The 18,281-nt window shown below is 65.4% G+C and carries 14 protein-coding genes; 5 read left to right on the top strand and 9 right to left on the bottom strand.

The genetic code is table 11. From position 1 onward, the window contains the following. Genes ACW18B_RS14990 through rhmD form a run of 7 tightly spaced genes read right to left on the bottom strand, consistent with a single transcriptional unit; the run spans position 1 to position 10,227 of the window. On the bottom strand, positions 1 to 2,346 hold the full coding sequence (locus ACW18B_RS14990) for a glycosyl hydrolase family 95 catalytic domain-containing protein (protein ID WP_492047824.1): 2,346 nt from the start codon (positions 2,344 to 2,346) through the stop codon (positions 1 to 3). Further along, positions 2,343 to 6,122, bottom strand: a complete 3,780-nt coding sequence (locus tag ACW18B_RS14985; RefSeq protein WP_492047823.1) for a beta-galactosidase — start codon at positions 6,120 to 6,122, stop codon at positions 2,343 to 2,345. The genes ACW18B_RS14990 and ACW18B_RS14985 overlap by 4 nt, the downstream gene beginning before the upstream one ends. Before the next feature lie 5 nt (positions 6,123 to 6,127). Beyond that, a complete protein-coding gene (gene rhaM, locus ACW18B_RS14980) occupies positions 6,128 to 6,463 on the bottom strand; it encodes an L-rhamnose mutarotase (RefSeq protein WP_492047822.1) in 336 nt (111 codons plus the stop codon). 31 nt (positions 6,464 to 6,494) lie between these two features. Then, a complete protein-coding gene (locus tag ACW18B_RS14975; RefSeq protein ID WP_492047821.1) occupies positions 6,495 to 7,403 on the bottom strand; it encodes an amidohydrolase family protein in 909 nt (302 codons plus the stop codon). A gap of 12 nt (positions 7,404 to 7,415) precedes the next feature. Beyond that, positions 7,416 to 8,168 carry an SDR family NAD(P)-dependent oxidoreductase gene (locus ACW18B_RS14970; protein WP_492047820.1) on the bottom strand — a complete coding sequence of 251 codons (753 nt, stop codon included), beginning with the start codon at positions 8,166 to 8,168 and terminating at the stop codon, positions 7,416 to 7,418. Beyond that, positions 8,165 to 9,028 carry a 2,4-didehydro-3-deoxy-L-rhamnonate hydrolase gene (locus ACW18B_RS14965; protein WP_492047819.1) on the bottom strand — a complete coding sequence of 288 codons (864 nt, stop codon included), beginning with the start codon at positions 9,026 to 9,028 and terminating at the stop codon, positions 8,165 to 8,167. The genes ACW18B_RS14970 and ACW18B_RS14965 overlap by 4 nt, the downstream gene beginning before the upstream one ends. Positions 9,029 to 9,048: 20 nt before the next feature. Continuing rightward, complete coding sequence (rhmD, locus tag ACW18B_RS14960) at positions 9,049 to 10,227, bottom strand: L-rhamnonate dehydratase (RefSeq protein ID WP_492047818.1); 1,179 nt, start codon at positions 10,225 to 10,227, stop codon at positions 9,049 to 9,051. A 234-nt stretch (positions 10,228 to 10,461) separates the two neighbouring features. On the opposite strand from rhmD, the gene ACW18B_RS14955 reads away from it, so the two are divergent. From ACW18B_RS14955 to ACW18B_RS14935, 5 genes are read left to right on the top strand one after another with little or no spacing between them, the layout of a single operon-like run. Beyond that, a complete protein-coding gene (locus ACW18B_RS14955; protein ID WP_492047817.1) occupies positions 10,462 to 11,295 on the top strand; it encodes an IclR family transcriptional regulator in 834 nt (277 codons plus the stop codon). Positions 11,296 to 11,318: 23 nt separating this feature from the next. Next, entirely contained in the window at positions 11,319 to 12,080 is a 762-nt protein-coding gene (lra1, locus tag ACW18B_RS14950; protein WP_492047816.1) for an L-rhamnose 1-dehydrogenase Lra1, read from the top strand. A 12-nt stretch (positions 12,081 to 12,092) separates the two neighbouring features. Further along, positions 12,093 to 12,935, top strand: coding sequence for an IclR family transcriptional regulator (locus tag ACW18B_RS14945; RefSeq protein WP_492047815.1), 843 nt, complete (start codon positions 12,093 to 12,095; stop codon positions 12,933 to 12,935). Continuing rightward, positions 12,932 to 14,071, top strand: coding sequence for an FMN-dependent L-lactate dehydrogenase LldD (gene lldD / locus ACW18B_RS14940; RefSeq protein ID WP_492047814.1), 1,140 nt, complete (start codon positions 12,932 to 12,934; stop codon positions 14,069 to 14,071). Before ACW18B_RS14945 ends, lldD begins: the two co-directional genes overlap by 4 nt. Continuing rightward, positions 14,071 to 14,859: a rhamnogalacturonan acetylesterase gene (locus ACW18B_RS14935; protein WP_492047813.1), complete on the top strand. Its 789-nt coding sequence runs from the start codon at positions 14,071 to 14,073 to the stop codon at positions 14,857 to 14,859. The genes lldD and ACW18B_RS14935 overlap by 1 nt, the downstream gene beginning before the upstream one ends. A 39-nt stretch (positions 14,860 to 14,898) precedes the next feature. Here ACW18B_RS14935 and ACW18B_RS14930 read toward each other — a convergent pair whose 3' ends face one another. Together ACW18B_RS14930 and ACW18B_RS14925 are read right to left on the bottom strand one after the other, a co-directional pair. After that, entirely contained in the window at positions 14,899 to 16,224 is a 1,326-nt protein-coding gene (locus ACW18B_RS14930; protein ID WP_492047812.1) for an oligogalacturonate lyase family protein, read from the bottom strand. An 8-nt stretch (positions 16,225 to 16,232) separates the two neighbouring features. Continuing rightward, on the bottom strand, positions 16,233 to 18,113 hold the full coding sequence (locus ACW18B_RS14925) for a rhamnogalacturonan lyase (RefSeq protein WP_492047811.1): 1,881 nt from the start codon (positions 18,111 to 18,113) through the stop codon (positions 16,233 to 16,235). Positions 18,114 to 18,281 lie beyond the last annotated feature (168 nt).

Raw genomic sequence — 18,281 nt, 5'->3', positions numbered from 1 at the left:
CTAAGAGCGGACGAGCCTGTCACCGCTGGCGCGCAGCGTGACCGGTCGTCCGGGTTGAAGGTGGAGGACAAGCTGGGCGCGTCCATAGCGGACGACGTGCCTTCCGGGTTGGTCAGCGGTTAAGGTCGCTGCATCGAGACGGCCGTCCTTCCACGACAGGTCGATCCCGGCCGCGCCACGCAGGCGAAAGCCCTTGATCGACCCGCTTGGCCAGGCCTGGGGCAAGGCGGGTAGCAGCAGCACGCGCCCGCCATAGCTCTGGACCAGCATTTCGGCGATGCCGGCTGTGCCGCCAAAATTGCCGTCGATCTGGAAAGGCGGGTGAGCGTCGAATAGGTTTGGATAGGTGCGAGCCGGGGCTAGCAACAGCTGCAGGATCGCATAGGCGTGTTCGCCGTCGCGCAGGCGGGCCCAAAGGTTCAGCCGCCAGCCCAGGCCCCAGCCGGTGGCGTCGTCGCCGCGGATCTCCAGAGTGCGTCGGGCAGCCGCCGTCAGCGCAGGCGTGTCATCCGGATTGATCTGGCTGGACGGATGCAGGCCATAGAGATGTGAGACGTGGCGGTGGTGGATGTCTGGCGCGTCTGCATCCCAGTCCTCCCGCCATTCCTGAAGTTGCCCCTGGGCGCCGACCAAGTCGGGCGGCAACTGTGCGCGGGCGGTGGCGACCTTGTGGGCAAAGACCGTGTCCACGCCAAGCATTCTGGCGGCCAGGCCGACATGGTCGAACAGGTCGCGCAGCAACTGGTTGTCCATAGTCGGCCCAGCAGCCGTCGAAGCGCCGTCACGGTGGACGTTCTCGGGCGACATCGAGGGGGCTGTGACAAGGAAGCCGGAGCTGGGATCCTTGACGAGAAAATCGAGGAAGAACTCGGCCGAGCCCCTTAGCAGCGGATACAGGCGTTTCAGATAGGCAGGGTCACGCCCATAGTCCCAGTGATCCCAAAGGTTCTGCAGCAGCCAGACACCGCCCATAGGCCAAAGGCCCCAAGGCGCGCCGTCGACCGGCGCGGTCACCCGCCAGAGGTCGGTGTTATGGTGCGCCACCCAGCCGCGCGCGCCGTACATGACCTTGGCCGTGTGGGCGCCCGTGATCGAGAGGTCTTCGACCATGCGGATCAAGGGCTCGACCAACTCGGGCAGGTTGGTCGATTCTGCGGGCCAGTAGTTCATCTCAGTATTGACGTTGATGGTCCACTTGCTGCCCCATGAGGGGTTGGTTTTCTCGTTCCAGATACCCTGCAGATTGGCGGGCTGTGTCCCCGGCCGAGAACTGGCGATCAGCAGGTAGCGGCCGTACTGGAAATAGAGCGCCGCGAGAGCCGGATCGCCAACCTCAGCGAATTTCGCGATGCGGCGCGCGGTGGGCAGGGTGGCGGTGGGTGTGGTTCCGAGGTCTATCGCGACCCGGCGGAAAAGCTTGCGATGCTCAGCCTGATGGGCCTCCAACAATTGGCTCCAGCTCTTGGCGGCGGCTTTGGTTATCTGGTCCCGGGTGATGGCGACGGGATCGCCTGAGATATCGTCGAAGCGCTTGTAGCCCGTGGCGGCCGCGATCAGCAGAACCGCCTCATCCGCGCCGAGCACATAGATCCCGCCTTCGCTGACCTTCAGCGTCCCTCCGGTCGAGAGGCCGCGTAGACGAATGGCGAAGGGTAGGCGGCCCTCAATCCCCTCTTGGGTGGGGCTCAGGCCGCTGACCACGATATCGCGGCCTTCGACCTTGACGGTCGCGTCCTGCGGGGTTTGCAGCGAGGCTTGGACCGTGATCCGGCTTTTGGGCGGCTGGGCGCCGAGCCGCACGGCGATCACCTGGTCGACCGGTGAACTGATCACCTCGCGCAGGTGCGGCGCCGCGCCGACCTTGAAGCGGGTTCGAACCACGGCGCCGTCCAAGTCGAGTTCGCGGTGATAGGCGCTGTGATCGTCCAGGGCAGGGAACACCATCAGCAGATCGCCGAGGGTTTGGTAGGTTGGCAGCTGAGCGGGCTTGCCGATCATCTTGGCGTTGGCCAGATCCTGGGCGGCCTTGTAGTGGCCCGCGAACAGCAGGCGGCGCACCTCGGGCAGAGCGGCCAAGGCCTCGGGGTTGTTGTTACTATAAGGGGCGCCACCGAAGAACGTGTCCTCGTTCAACTGGATGCGCTCGGTGCTGACGCCGCCAAACACCATACCGCCCAGCCGCCCGTTGCCGATCGGCAGTGCCTCGATCCACTCGTCGGCCGGGGCTTGATACCACAGAGTCAGGCCGTCCGGGCTGGCCTGGGCCTGGCTCCGGCCGTTGGTCAGGGCGGCGAGCGCGGCCGCGCCTGCGGTGGCCAGCGCACCCCTGCGGGTGAGGTCGTTCATCGCTTGAAATCCGGGGCAGGTACGCGAGCAACGGGAACGCCGCCGCGCACGGTGCGCAGGTTCACGAGCTTGACGGTCTCCAGGGCGTCGCCGGGGGCGCCGTCGCTGGTTACCGCCAGAGCGATGGTGTTCTTGCCATGCAGATCGATAATTCCTGTCGGCAGCACGAAGGTGCGCTGCGGACCGACGTGGGCGATGAACTGGCCCATGTTCCAGCCGTTGACGAAGATCAGCACCCGGTAGCGACCGGGCGAGCGCGGCCTATCCGGATCGCCGATGCTCAGGCCAAGGGTGACGTCGTGGTCCTTGGGCAGGGCCAGATCGAAGCTGGTGCGATACCAGGTGGTCCCGGCATAGGGCTTGGTTGCAGCCATATCGGCCTTGGCCCATGAGGCGTCGGGGAAGCCCGGGAGGTGCCAGCCCGCGCGCTCGCCGTACTGGCCGCCGTTGTTGGCATTGCCGCGCACCGGATCCTGAATATCTTCGCCGCCCAGATTGCCCTGGATCTTCCACGCGATCGGGACCGCAAAGCTGTAGCTCCCCGGACCGGACAGTGAAGCCGAGACTAGACCGCGCGCCTCCTTATGGAAGTCGTCGGCGTCGAGGTCCCAGTTGTGGCCGTTGTTGCGGACCATAACCGACAGCACATGGTCGCCTGCGCCCTGCAGGGTCTCGGGAAGCTTGAAGGTGGCGACCCCGGTTGTGAGCGGTCGGGGCAGGCCGCCGTCCAGCTCGTGCTGGCCCAGGAACTTGCCGTCCAGCCAGACCTGCAGCATGCCTGCGCCGCCCGCCCCGTAGTGCAGGGTCAGGGTGTCGATCCCGGGCTTGGCGGTATAGCGGCCGCGATACCAGACATCGCCCTGGTGGAAACCGTAGGTGCTCATGTCCAGGGCCGGCTGGCCCGTGGGACCGCGCACGGTCGAGGCGCTGCGGCGGCCCTCGGTCTTCAGCCAGGCGCTGTCGTCGAAGCTTGGATCTGCCTCGGGTGTCCCGGTCGCAGTTTTCCAGTCGAGCTTTGCCAGGTCTGGCGTGATCACGACGGCGGGGCCCTCCAGGGGCTTGTCTGCCACCAGGCTGGCTGAGGCTGTCGTCGTCGCCGCGACCTTCGCGCCGTTCCAGCTGATCGTCTTGACGCCGCTGGGCGCAAAGACTTCCAGAGGGCTGTCAATCTCGGTGTCGCCTGTGAGGGCGAGGGCGACGCCTTTGACAGCCGCCCCGCGCAGGAGGCCCGGACCGCGAACAAGAACGCCGCCGTGCGCCGTGTCGCGTCGCCAGAACGTCTGACCCGTCTCAGCGTCGGTCAGCAGCAGTGTCAGAGGTTCCCGTCCTCCGCCGCTGATCCGCACGCGGGTCAGACCCTGGTGCGTATAGGTCAGTTTGAGGTCACCGCGCGCGGCGTCGAAGGTCGAGGCGACGTCGCCGTCCAGCACGTCGATGCTCGGCGCGGAGGCGTAGCGCAGCACGGTCTCGCCCGTCTCGCCGGCGCGGCCATAGAGCAGGGCCAGATCGCCGCCGTTCCATTTCAGATGCGTCTGGATTTCGGACGTCGAATATACCAGCCGCTGGTCGCCCAGGTCGTAACTGGCCATCAGCATCTTGCTGTCCTGGCCCTTGATCCGCGAGGGGACCACATACTCGCCGTCGCGGGTCTTCAGCTTGAAGGTGAAAGCCTCGTCGCCCGTACCGCTGCTGGGGTTGTGCACGACGACATACAGGTGGCTGCCGGTCTCGGTGTTGGTGTTGTGATAGACCTTCACCTTGTCGTTCGACGGGACAACGGCCTCGCCCTTGTCCATGCGGCGCAGGTCGGGCACGGCGGCGATGAACTCGCCCATCTGCTTCATGACGCGGGCCTTGTCGCGCAGACCCCGGGTCTCGTCGATGGCCGAACCATAGTCGTAGGAGGTGAACACCACGGGAGCGGGCAGCCAGCCCCAAGAGATCCCGCCATAGGTCATGTAGAAGCTTTGCAGCGTGATGCCGTTGGCGATATTGGTGGCGTAGAACACCCGCTGATAGCCCACCCCGCGGTGGATGGCGGTGCAGTCATAGTCGCCGTTGCTGCCCCAGTAGTCGAACCAGCCGCCACCGAATTCGGCCAGGAAGCCTGGTGTATTTGGGCTGGCCGAGGCTCCGCCTTTGGAGCCGCCGGCCCCGTGGATGCCCCAGTCAGGCGCGACGCCGGGGCTGGCGGGCGTGGAGTCGACCTTGCAGTTGCCGCCCGGATAGCCGTCGAAGGCGTAGAGGTCGGTCGGGCCTTCCACCGTTCCGGGTACGTTCGAGCCCTTGGGGACCCAATAGCCGTTGCGGCCCTTGTCGTTGTGGAAGATCGGGACGGTGATGCCGTCGGCCTTGGCCTTGTCGGCCAGCCACTGCATGTAGCGCTGCTGCGGGGCGCCGACGACGTCCAGCTCGTTCTCGATCTGGTGGGCGATCACGGTGCCCTGGCCGGTGGTCAGCTGGTGGCGGGCGATGACGGCGTTGATCCGAGTCAGCCACTCGTCGGACGCGGTGATGTATTCGGGCGCGTCGGTGCGGGCGCGGGCCTGCTGATTGGCCAGCCAGCCGGGGAAGCCGCCCCGGGTCAGCTCGGCGTTCACATAGGGGCCGGCGCGGGTGATGACGTAGAGGCCTTCCTCTTTCGCCATGGTCAGGACGCGATCCATGTCGCGGACGCCGCTGAAGTCATAGACGCCCTGCTTGGGCGAGTGGTAGCCCCAGTCGAAATAGATCGCGACGGTGTTGTAGCCGCTGGCTTTCATCTTCTGCAGGATGTCGCGCCACAGGTCGGGGCTGGGCAGACGGAACGGGTGGAACTCCCCGCCCCACGAGAAGACGCGGTCGCCATCGACCTTCAGCGAGTACTTGTCCCAAGTGATCTGGTGGGCTTCTGCGGATTTGGCGGCGACCGTCTGATCGCCGCCTTCCTTCAGCACGGTGAAGTGCCGGACTGTGCCGGAAAGCTCGGGCAGCTCGACCTTCTTGGTCCAGGTCCTGAAGCCATCCTGGCTGTCGCTGAACCAATAGCGTTTGGCCCCGTACTCATCGAAAAAGATCCGCCAGGCGCCGTCGACGGTGCGGGTCAGGGCAGGGCCTTCCAGGAACCGGCCCCAGCCGGCCCAGTCGCCCGTTCCTTTGGCCTGCCAGGGACCGTCCAGCGAGGGGGCGGTCCATAGCTCGATGAACTTGCTGGTCTCGTTCTTGGCGAAGGCGTTGTAGAGCCCGCCCTCGCGCACCACGAAGGTGTCGATGAAGTTGGGACCCAGACCCGCTAAGGGTCTGGGCGCGCTCCAGCTCGCCAGCGACGGGTCAGTAGCGGTGATCCGCATAGGTTGGAACGCGCCCTGCTGGCCGGTGGTCGAGACCGACAGGATCAGACTGATCGAACCGTCCTTGTCGACAAACCACTCGGGCGCCCAGCTGTTGGTGGCGCCGGGCACATCGACGGGCACGTCCCGCAGGAAGGTCCAGTCGGCAAGATCCTTTGAACGGGCCAGGCCGATGGTGTCACCGCTCCAGCCGGTCGTGTAGGCGACGTAGTACCAGCCGTCGGTATGCTTCATCACGCTGGGGTCGCGGATCAAACCCTTGGGCGGGGTGAAGGCCAGCGGCTTCTTCAGGGTGAAGCGTGTCCCGTCGGCCGAGTCATAGACGCTCATGTTCGACGGACTGGCGTTGGTGAACGCCGTCATCGTGTAGCGTACAGGCTCGGCCATAGCCGTCGTCGCCAGCAATGCTGCGGCCAGGCCGATGGCGCGGAAGGGGAGGTGGGTCATGCGGCCTATCCCTCGAAATAGAAGACAGGCTTGAGCGGCCGCTCGACGGGCTTGTTGTCCGGATGGACCTCCATCAGGTCGGCCATGAAGTCCCACCAGCGCTTCATCACGGGCTCCAGCGGCAGCGCGTCCTTGGCGTGGTTGGGGCGCAGGCGCAGGACGGCGAAGAGGCTCATGGTCTCTTCGTCCAGGAAGATCGAATAGTCATGGATGCCGGCCTTGCGCAGAGCGTCGGCGAGGTCGGGCCAAAGCGCATCGTGACGACGCTCGTATTCGGCGGCCACGCCGGATTTCAGCTGCATGCGGAAGGCTAGGGGCCGGCTTTCCATGTTCGTGCTCATCATCTTCCTCCCGGTCTTGTTCTTGTCGTTGTCAGTGGGGCAGGCGGTAGATCCGCTGCGCGGTTCCGGCAAAAAGCTGGGATCGTTCGTCATCGCTGAAGTCGGCCGTGATGGCGTCATAGGCGCCATAGAAGTCGCCGAACGCGCCATGCACCTTCTCGACCGGGAAGTTGCTGGCGAACATGCAGCGCATCGGGCCGAAGATCTCGATGGCCCTCAATACGAAGGGGCGCAGGCTGTCGGTCGTCCAGGCGCGATCCACCATGGCCAGGCCCGAGATCTTGCAACTGACGTTCGGGTGTTGCGCCAGCAGGGCCAGGCCCTCGCGCCAAGCCTTCAAGCCGGCCTCGTCGCGGTCGGTGGGCATGCCGGCGTGGTTGAGGATCAGCGGTATCTCGGGATGGGCGCTGGCGAGTGCGGCCGCCGTCCTGAATTGCGACGGATAGGCCTGCAGGTCGAACGACAGGCCGTGCCTGGCTAGCAGGGCGTAGCCTTTACGCCACTGCGGGTCGAGCAGCAGGTCGCGGTCGCTGTAGGTCTTGGCCGGATCGGCGTGCCAGTTGACGATCTGGCGCACGCCGCGAACATTGGGCCGCGCGGCCTGGGCTTCCAGCAGCCCCTCGACATCGGGATCGTTCAGCCAGGCCCCCGCGACGATGCCAGCGATGACGCCCCGGGTGTCGGCGACGCCTTGCAGCCAATCGGTCTCCGACAGTTGATCCTTGGGCGGCAGACCGCATTCGACATGAACCGTCTCGGCGAGGTTCCAGCCCGCAGTGTCGGCCAGATAGTCGTCCAGCCCGTAGGAGCGATAGACGAGCGCGCTCATGTCGCCCGCCGGATTGTTCGGCAGGGGTGAGTCCTGGAGCCAGGCATAATAGTGCCGATCCAGGTCCCACAGGTGCATGTGGGGATCGACGATCGGACCTGCATACGCCATCGCCCTGGCTCCCTAGAAGGTGGTTCGGCCGCCGGAGGTGTCGAAGGTCGCCGCGGTGGTGAACGAGCACTCTTCAGACGCCATGAAGCAGACCATGGCGGCGCTCTCGTGGACTTCGCCCAGACGGCCCATCGGGATCTTGCCGCGCATGTAGTCGACCTGACTGGGGGGCAATTGAGCCAGGATCGGACTTTCGAAAGTGGCGGGCGTCAGGGCGTTGGCGATCACGCCCTTTGTGGCCAGTTCCTTGCCGAGCGACTTGGTCAGACCGATCACGCCGGCCTTTGACGCCGAATAGGCGCTGGCGTTGGGGTTGCCTTCCTTGCCTGCCACCGAGGCGATATTGACGATGCGGCCATAGCCGCCGGCGATCATGAAGGGCGCGACCTCGCGGCAGCAGTAGAACAGGCCGTTCAGGTTGATGTCGATCACCCGGCGCCAACTGTCGAGCGGGTACTCATGGACCGGCGCGGTGGCGCCGGTGATCCCGGCCGAAGCCACCAGGATATCGATCCTGCCCATGACATCGTGGGCGGCCTTGGCGGCGGCGGCGACGGCGCTCTGGTCGGAGACGTCCAGCGCCACGGTGTGCAGGGCGCCGGTCTCGGCCGCGGCGGCCTTCAGGATGCTCTCATCGAGGTCCCACAGCGAAACCTGGCCGCCCTCGGCGACGATACGGGCGGCTACGGCCTTGCCCAGGCCCGAGGCGCCGCCGGTGATGACGGCGGCCCGGCCGGCGAAGCGCTTGGCGTAGGTCGTGTTCACGCGACGCCGTCCTGGGTCCAGGCCACGACGATCTGGCGCTGCTCGCCAAGCTTCTCGATGCCGAGATGGATCTGGTCGCCGGCCTTCAGATAGACCGCCTCGGGTTTCTGACCCATGCCGACGCCGGGCGGGGTGCCGGTGGTGATCAGATCGCCAGGCTCCAGCGTCATGAATTCGCTGATGTAAGAAACCAGCTTGCAGATCTTGAAGATCATGGTCTTGGACGAACCGTCCTGCTTGCGCTGGCCATTGACGTCCAGCCACATGCCCAGGTTCTGCGGATCGCCTACTTCGTCGGACGTGACCATCCAGGGGCCGACCGGACCGAAGGTGTCGCAACCCTTGCCCTTGTCCCAGGTGCCGCCGCGCTCGATCTGGAAGGCGCGCTCGGAGACATCGTTGATCAGCACGTAGCCGGCGACGTGGTCCAGAGCCTTGTCTTCCGAGACATATCGGGCGCGCGAACCGATCACGACACCCAGCTCGACTTCCCAGTCGGTCTTCAGCGAGCCCTTGGGGATCATCACCGGATCGTTCGGGCCGGTCAGGCAACTGACAGCCTTGGTGAACAGCACCGGCTCCTCAGGGATCGGCAGGTTGGACTCGGCGGCGTGGTCGGCGAAGTTCAGGCCTACGGCGATGAACTTTGACACGCCGCTCACCGGCACGCCGTAGCGGGGTGAGCCCTCGACCAGCGGCAGGGACTTCGGGTCAATGGCGGCCAGGGCCTTGAGGCTGTCGGGCGACAGTTGCGCGCCGGTGATGTCGGTCACGTGGCCCGACAGGTCGCGGATCTGACCGTCAGCGTCGAGCAGACCGGGCTTTTCGGCGCCCTTGGGGCCGTAGCGGAGGAGCTTCATGGATCTGGGCTTTCAGGAAGTCAGCGGACGTAAGGCCGGTGAAGACCGACCTCACGATTGAGTTCGACGCCGAAACCGGGCGCGTCGGAGAGCTTCAGTTTGCCGTTCACGGGAACGGGTTCGCCGATCAGCTGCGGGTGGAACATCGGCACCACCTCGTCGGCCTTTGGCGCCATCATCAGGAACTCGGCGAACGGGCTGTTATGGCGCGTGGTGACGAAATGGTAGCTGTAGACGCTGGAGCCGTGAGGTATGCACATGACTCCACGGCTGTCGGCCAGGTTCGAAATCTTGACCAGTTCGGTCATACCGCCGCACCAGCCGACGTCGGGCTGGATGATGTCGCAACACTCCATCTCCAGCAGCATGCGGAAGCCCCAGCGCGTGGCTTCGTGCTCGCCGGTGGTGACCAGCATGCCGGGAGGCGCGGCCTTCTTCAGATCGCGATAACCCCAGTAGTCATCGGGGCTCAGCGCTTCCTCGATCCACTTGAGGCCATACTCATGGGCCTTGTGGGCCAGCTTGGTGGCGTAGTTCAGGTCCAGCGCCATCCAGCAGTCGAACATAAGCCAGAAGTCTTCGCCGGTGCGCTCGCGCATCGTGGCCAGTTCTTCGAGATTCTTGCGCAGGCCTTCCTCACCCTCGACTGGGCCATGGTGAAGGGGCATCTTGCCGCCGATGAAGCCCATCTTCTGGGCCAGGTCTGGCCGCGCGCCGGTAGCGTAGAAGGTGAGTTCGTCGCGCACCTTGCCGCCGAGCAGATGATAGACGGGCTCCTGGCGCAGCTTGCCCAGTAGATCCCAAAGGGCCAGATCGACCCCGGAAAGCGCATTCACCACCAGTCCCTTGCGGCCGTAGTACTGGGTGGAGAAATACATCTGGTCCCAGATCTTTTCGATCTCGGTCGGATCACGGCCTTCCAGGAACCGCGCCAGGTGCTTCTCGACGATATAGGCGGCGGGCTCGCCGCCGGTGGTCACCGCGAAACCGATCGTGCCGTCAGCGGCCTCAATCTCGACGACCAGTGTGCCCAGCACGTTGATGCCGAAGCTCTGGCGACTCTGCCGGTATTCCGGATAGCGCGACATCGGGGTGGCGATGTGGTCATCGATCCAGTGGCCGGCCCCTTGGTCGTGATAGTCGGCGCCGCCGCCGCGCACGACATAGGCGCGAACCTGCCGGATAAGAGGAAACGGCATGGTATAATGTGCTCCAGCCCAACGCTTCCTGAGGAAAGCGATTTACCCAAAGAATGACGGAGGGCATGAAGGAAGGACGAATTCCTCCGACATGCTTGGCGAAACCTTCGTTGGTCGCGCCAACCTCCCCAAAACACCATATGACACTGTGGCCCGCCGAGCGCCCGATGGCCTCAAATTGTCCACCGTCGTCGCTTGCTTCTGGTACCATATTATGAGAGATAGTGCTACAAAATGAAACGTGATGCGTCAAGGGGAGCCGAAGCGGTGGCCAAGGAGGACAGTTCAGGCGGCAAGCCACCCAGTGGCAGCCAGACGCTCTTCCGGGGTCTCGATCTGCTCGACGTGGTCGCCGAGTCTGGCACCATTGGCCTGCCGGCCCTGGCCAAGCAATTGGGCCTGACCCGCAGCACCACCCATCGCCTGGCTACGGCCCTGGTCGAGCGGCGTATGCTCTCTCAGACGCCGCGAGAAGGGTATAGCCTGGGTTCCAAGCTGCTGGAGTTGGGCTATCTGGCCGGTCAACAGATGGACTTGCCACGCGTGGCTCGCCCTCATCTTGAGCGGCTTTGGGAAGAGCTTGAGGATACCGTGCACCTTGGGGTGCTGGACGACGATCGCGCCCACTATCTCGACAAGCTCACCGGCCGTCGCCGCATCAACATCAGCTCGCGGGTCGGCGATCGACAGCCGATCCGATCGACAGGCCTGGGCAAGGCGCTGGTGCTGGACGAGACTGAGGACCGCTGGCGCGAGCTGTATCGCAAGGAAGGTCCGCCGACGCCCAACGGTCCCAGCGAAGAGCAGTGGATCGCGTGGATGCGCGACTATGCCAAGCGCGGGGTGGCCTTCGACCTTGAGGAGAACGAGGACCGCATCCGCTGTGTCGCTGCGCCGATCCGGGGACCTAGCGGCCAGATCGTCGCGGCCATCAGCGTGTCGGGCGCGGCCCAGTACATGGATGACGAGCGCATGTCGGTCTTGACCGACGATTTACGGCAGTGCGCCCACGCCATCAGCCTTGAGCTGGGCTGGAACGACAAACGTGCGGCCGGCGGGAAGCGCTAGCCGCGATATCGTAGGGAGAGATAATGCTTCTTGAGGACAAGGTGGTGCTGGTGACGGGCGCCTCGCAGGGGATCGGCAAGGCTGCCGCGATCGGTTGCGCCCGGCAGGGAGCGGATGTGGCGATCAACTATCACGGCGATGATGCGGGGGCCGCTGACACCGTCGCTCAGATCGAAGCCCTGGGGCGCCGGGCCATCGCCGTGAAAGGCGATGTTGCGCAGGTGGCGACCGCGAGCGCCTTCATCCAGGCTGCGGTCGAGGCTTTCGGCAAGGTCGACGTCTTCGTCAACAATGCCGGCATATGCCCGTTCCACGCCTTCCTCGACATGCCGCCCGAGGTCCTGGAGCGGACCATGAAGGTCAATCTGCATGGCGCCTACTACATGGTGCAGGCGGCCGCCAATCAGATGGTCAAGCAGGGCCACGGCGGGGCGATCATCGCGGTCAGCTCGATCAGCGCTCTGGTCGGTGGCGGAATGCAAACCCACTACACGCCTACGAAGGCCGGGCTGCACAGCCTGATGCAGTCCACGGCCATCGCACTGGGGAAGTATGGCATCCGCTGCAATTCGGTTCTGCCGGGCACCATTGAAACGGCCATCAACAAGGAAGATCTCGCTGATGTCGCCAAGCGCGAATACATGGCGGGCCGCATTCCTCTGGGCCGTCTGGGCGAGCCGGATGATCTGGCCGGTCCGATCGTTTTCCTGGCCTCCGACATGGCCAAATACGTCACCGGCGCTGCGCTGCTGGTGGACGGCGGCGCTTTCGTGAACCTTCAGTAGCCGGCCCAGGCCATGACCCACGATGACTCTTCGGCAAGTCCGGTCAGCCAGACGCTGCTCCGCGGCCTTGACCTCCTCGATATCGTTGCGCGGGAGGGGCCGATAGCGCTCGCGGAACTGACCCGCCGCATTGGTTTGAGCCGCAGCACCACCCATCGTCTGGCCGCCGCCCTGATCGAGCGGAACTATATCAACCTGATCGCCACGGGTTACGTCCTGGGCGCCCAACTGCTGCGGCTGGACTTTCTGGCGCGGGATCGACTGACGCTGGCCTCGGTGGCGCGCGACCATCTTGAGCGGTTGGCCCGTGAGAGTTCAGACGCCGTCAACCTGGCGGTTCGAGAGGGGCAGATCGTTCGATACATCGATCAGGAGCCGGGCAATCGTCGTGTCGAGGTTCGTTCGGTCATCGGTGAGACACGGCCTATCCGCTCAACGGGCCTGGGCAAGGCCCTGATCCTTGATGAAACCGTCGAGGCTTGGCGCGACCTCTATCGCCGGGAGGGACCGCCTGCAGAAGGTGCTCCCGATGAGGCCGAATGGCTCTCGCGGATGACCAACTACGCCTGTGATGGCGTCGCCTTCGATCTGGAAGAAAACGGTGATCAGATTCGCTGCATCGCGGCGCCGATCCGGGGCGCGGACGGGGCCATTGTCGGCGCGCTCAGCCTGTCGAGCCTGACCCAGTACATGGACGATGCGCGCATGCAGACCCTGGTTGAACCGGTCATGGCCACAGCCCGAGCCATCAGCGCCGATCTGGGTTGGACCGCCGATGTCGCCCGCAGACGCCCCATCGGTGATCGATCCCAATCCGCCGTCAACACGACGCAGCTTCGTCCGAGCCTGTCATGATCGTTTCCTCAACGACCGATTTTCGCGCAGCGGCCAAGCAGCGCCTGCCGCGTTTCCTGTTCGACTATATTGACGGCGGCGCCTATGCCGAGCGGACGCTGGCGCGCAACGTCTCGGACCTGGCCGACATCAGCCTGCGCCAGCGGGTGTTGAAGGACGTTTCGCATGCCGATCTTTCCACCACCCTGTTCGGGGTAAAACAGGCCCTGCCCATAGCCCTCGCGCCGGTCGGTCTGACCGGCATGTACGCACGGCGCGGCGAGTGTCAGGCGGCCCGGGCCGCCGCCGCCAAGGGCGTGCCGTTCTGTCTGTCGACCGTCTCTGTCTGCGACCTTGCCGAGGTTTCGGCCGCCAGCAGCGCGCCGATCTGGTTCCAGCTCTACGTGCTGCGCGACCGGGGTTTCATGCGCGATCTGTTGGCCAAGGCTGTTGAGGCCGGCGCCAGCGCCCTGGTGTTCACCGTCGACATGCCGGTGCCGGGCGCGCGCTATCGCGACGCTCATTCGGGCATGTCCGGCCCCAATGCGAGCATGCGCCGCGTCCTCCAGGCGATGGGCAAGCCGGGCTGGGCCTGGGATGTCGGCGTGCGCGGCCGTCCCCACACGCTGGGCAATGTCGCGCCGGTGTTGGGCGCGAACTCTGGCCTGGAGGACTTCATGGGTTGGCTGGGGGGCAATTTCGATCCCTCGATCACCTGGAAGGATCTGGACTGGATCCGCGAGCTCTGGAAGGGCCCGTTGATTATCAAGGGCGTGCTCGATCCCGAGGATGCTCGGGCCGCCGCGGACATCGGAGCCGATGGGGTGGTTGTTTCCAATCATGGCGGGCGGCAGCTGGATGGCGTGCTGTCGTCGACCCGGGCTCTGCCGGCGATCGCCGAGGCGGTCGGTGACCGGCTGACCGTATTGGCTGACAGCGGTGTGCGCTCGGGGTTGGACGTGGTGCGGATGTTGGCCCTGGGCGCCAAGGGTGTGTTGCTGGGCCGAGCCTTTGTCTATGCGCTTGCCGCGCGCGGCGGGGTGGGGGTGAGCGAGCTTCTGGACCTTATCGAAAAGGAGATGCGCGTGGCCATGGCCCTGACTGGCGTCAGCTCCCTGGACCAGATTGACCGATCGATTTTGGCGGAGATTTCCTGATGGCCACGGTACTTCTAACCGCCGTCGTTGCGGCCTTGCAGTTGACCGCCGCGCCGACGCCGCCGGCCGCTCGCATCATCCTCGCCAGCGACTCCACGGTCGCCAACTACGGTCCGGACAAATACCCCCAGATGGGCTGGGGCATGGTGCTGAAGTGCTCGCTGACGCCTGACGTCGAGGTGGTGAATCTGGCGCGTGGCGGGCGTTCGACCAAGACCTTCATCGAGGAAGGCCTCTGGGACGCGCTGCTGGCGCAACTTCAGCCCGGCGATACCGTGTTGATCCAGTTCGGCCACAACGACGCCGACAGGGTGAAGATCGTCCGCTTCACAGAGCCGCAAGGCGCCTATACCGACAACCTGACACGCTTCGTCGCTGACGTAAGGGCCCGGGGCGGACAGCCGGTGCTGGTGACGCCGATCGCCAAGCACCTGTTCGCGGATGGCCAGGTCCAGGAATCTCATGTCGGCTATGCCGAGGCGATCCGGCGGGTGGCTGAGCGGACCGGCGCGCCGCTGGTCGATCTGGACGCCGACACCATGACGGCCTTGCAGGCGCAGGGGGAGGCTAACTCGCGCCGCCTCTATCTGATCTACACCCCCGAGGACCACATCGCCCGCTATCCGGACGGCATCAGCGACACCACCCATATCAATGAGGGCGGCGCCCGGCTGGCGGCGTCGTTGGTGGCCGAACGGCTGCGGATGCTGGACTTGCCGATTTCATCGCACGTGAAGTCCAAGCCGCCGGGCGAGCTTCCGATTCTCGGCGGGCCGACCTGTCCCTAAACGGCGATCGAGAACGGCCACAGCCATCTCCTGCCTGACCTACTGCGCCGCCTTGGCGACCTCGACCGCGTACACGTGGTTGGCGCCGTGCATGTTGGAGCGGAACACGATCCATTTGGCGTCCGGCGTGAAATTGACGTTCGGCTCCAGCCGGTAGTCGTGCCCTTGCATGTTGACCAATCGCTCGGTGTCGAGGACGCCGGGCTGGATCAGGGCTTCGGCGCCGGGGGCGTGGATGCCGGCGACGTCCGGGATGGAGCGGGGCCGCATCAGGTAGATCCATTTTCCGTCCGGAGCGTGGGCGACCATCTCATGGTCTCCGCCGTCACCCGCGAACAGCGCGCCATCCGGCGAGGTGTTGAAGTGCACCGACCAGGCGTTGCGGTCCAGGTGAAGCCACGTCCGCTTGCCGGTGGCGATCTCGTAGCCCGCCACCCAGAAGTCCTCGCCACGCGGCGTTTGAAGATCGTACCAGACGATCTTTCCGTCGGCGCTGAACCACTCATGTCCAGCGATCTCCATGTTCATCGTCCGGGTGTGGATCTTGACGGGCGGGTCGGCCTTGTCGGTGCGCACCAGCCACAGGCGGTCGACCTTGTGCCAGGGGCCCTCGTGGCAGAACATGAGCAGGTGCGGATCGGTCGGCGAGAACTGCAGGTGGTTGAGCCAGTCGGTCGCTTGGTGCACGATCTTGCGCTCGCCGGTCACGGTGTTGATCGTGAAGATCTCCATGGGGATGCGGGATTCCAGCCGGGCGTTCAGCTGGACTTCGCGGCCCTCGGCATGGGTGAGGGCTCTTCCGTCAGGTCCCTTCACCTGGGCGGGGTCGCGGGGCAGGGCCAGCATGCCATCGGGCCGCGTGGGCACGTCGCTGCGGGTCACGACGCCGGCGAGCAGGGTCTCGTCTGCATTGATCGTCTGGATGCCGCCGCCACGTTCCAGCTTGGTCACCAGGCGCATCTTGCGGGTCTTGGGATCGATCGCCTCGACGCTGCCCAAGCCGTCCGCACTGGTCCGCTGGTAGTAGACTTGGCCGGTCTTGCGACCCACGAACAGCAGCCGCACCTTGCCGACGACCAGCGGTGTGAGCGCGCGAGTCTTCAGGTCGACCATCGAAACGCCGTCGGGCGTACTGATGGCCAGGGTCTTTCCGTCTGGCGTGTAGCCATTGAAGTTGAAGTAGAGGCTGCCGCTGCCGGCCTTGTCTGACAGGCGCACGACGCGGTGGCCTGTATCCTTGTCGATCCATTCGCGCGGAGGCTCGGCCTGACCCGGCTTGGCCGCCATCGTCATGTCCTGAGCCTGCGCTGATGGCGCAAGGACCGCCAGGATCAAGGCCAGGGTGGAAAGGAGAGGGGCTTTCATCATCGGCCTCACTTGGTCCGGATGTCGGTGCGGATGGGCGTCTTCATGCCTTCACCCAGATAGAAGCTGGGGTGGGGCGGCTGGTTGTAGCCGGTGTTCTGCCAAGCGATCGACAGCCGGTACTGCGGATCGTGCATAAGGGTCACGAGACGGCGCGTGGTGGGATAGGGCGTGGCGTAGATGCGCAGGGAGCGGTTGTCCTCGGCGCGCCAGATAACTTCCTCACGCCAGTCGCCGAGAATATCGGCCGACAGGGCGGGGGTCGACTTGGTGCCGTTGTTCGAGGTCATGCCCTCAGCGGTCAGTAGGGGCGTCGTCGCGCCCGCCTTCCAATCCCACTTGCTGATCTGGTTGCGGTCGAGCAGTTCACGTAAATCATCGCCATCCCACCAGATGGCGAAATTGGTCTGGCGAGGATGTTTCACGCCCTCGATGGGCTGGCCCTGGGCCGTATAGAGTTGATCGGAATTGCTGCCCCAGGCCTCTGCGCCAGGGAAGCGGGGGTCGATGTCGGCCGCCAAGCCACGGCCGGTGTCCTTGTCGGTGGGAGTGCTCCACAGCACCTTGCCCGTGCGGGCGTCGAGCATGGCGGCGCCGATCCCGCCGTTCCGGCTCGGACTCTCATAGACGCCGAATTTCTCCTGGCCAGGATGGGTGGGGTCCAGGTCCGAGACGTGCATGGCGTCGCCGTGGAACAGCTGGGCGCTCCACAGGCCCTTACCGTTGTCGTCCACCGCCATGGCGCCGTAGATGATCTCGTCGCGGCCATCGCCGTCGACGTCGGCGACGCTGAGCTGGTGATTGCCCTGACCGCCGAAGGCCTCGTTGCCGGGGGTGCTGCTGTCGAACAGCCAGCGCTGGGTGAGTTTGCCGTTCCACCAGTCCCAGGCCGCCACGGTCGTGCGGCCGTAATAGCCCCGGGCAAAGATCAGGCTGGGGCGCGCGCCGTCGAGATAGGCGGTCCCCGCCAGGAAACGGTCGGAGCGGTTGGCGTAGCCGTCGCCCCAGATCTGCGTCATTTGTTCGGTGGTCGGGGCGTCGGTGCGCGGGTCGCGCGGCGGACTGTAGGGGGCGCTGGCCAGAGCCTTGCCGGTCAGGCTGTCGAACACCGTCAGATACTCGGGCCCCTTGAGGATGCGGCCGACCAGCGGCGCGACCTTGGTCCCATCCGCCTTGGTCACAGCGCCGGTGCGGTCGGCCTGAGCAACTTCGCCATCCTTGCCGCGCCAGTCGGCGTTTGGATCGCCCAGCACCGCGCCGGCGCCGTCCACCGTGGCGTCGCTGGTGCGCATGGCGACCTCGGCCTTGCCGTCGCCGTCCAGATCATAGACCTGGAACTGAGTGTAGTGGGCGCCGGCCCGGATATTGCGCCCCAGGTCGATACGCCAGAGGCGCCGGCCTTCCAGCGTATAGGCGTCGATGATCACCGGCCCCGTAAAGCCGCCGAACGCATTGTCCTTGGAGTTGGTGGGATCCCACTTGAGGATGATCTCGTAGCGACCGTCGCCGTCTAGGTCGCCGACGCTGGCGTCGTTGGCGGTGTAGGAATAGGCGACGCCGTCCGGCGTGGTCCCGTCCGCTGGCGGCTGCAGCGGCACCGTAAGATAGCCTGCCGACCAGACCCTCGCCGGGGCGCTGGCGGGCGCTTCCTTGCCGCTCACAAGCGCCCGAACGGAATAGGTCGACGACGAATCGCCGGCCATGTCGACGAAATTGGTGGCGCCGGTCAGCGGGGCGGCGTTCAGCCGCCTGCCATCGCGATAGAGGTTGAAGCCCGTCTTGGCCGGCTCGTCGCCCAGCAGGCGCCAGCTGACCAGGATGCCGCCATTGATGGCTGGAACGGCGACCAGGCCGCGATCCAGCGCTTCCATCATTCTCGGTGCGGCCAAGACAGACCCGCTCGCGCACGACAGCGCCGACGTCCATAGAAGTAGGGATATCGCGGCTCGCGCGCCCCGGAGTCTCCGACCCTGGCTCATGCGTAGTTTCCCCCTGGGTTTCCTCGTTTTTCCTGCTTTCGCCGGCCGCCTCGAGCGGCTCGAGGTCGGCGCGCACGC

The organism is Caulobacter sp. FV2ps19 (assembly GCF_058681035.1).
This window is presented reverse-complemented; position numbering and strand designations above follow the sequence as displayed.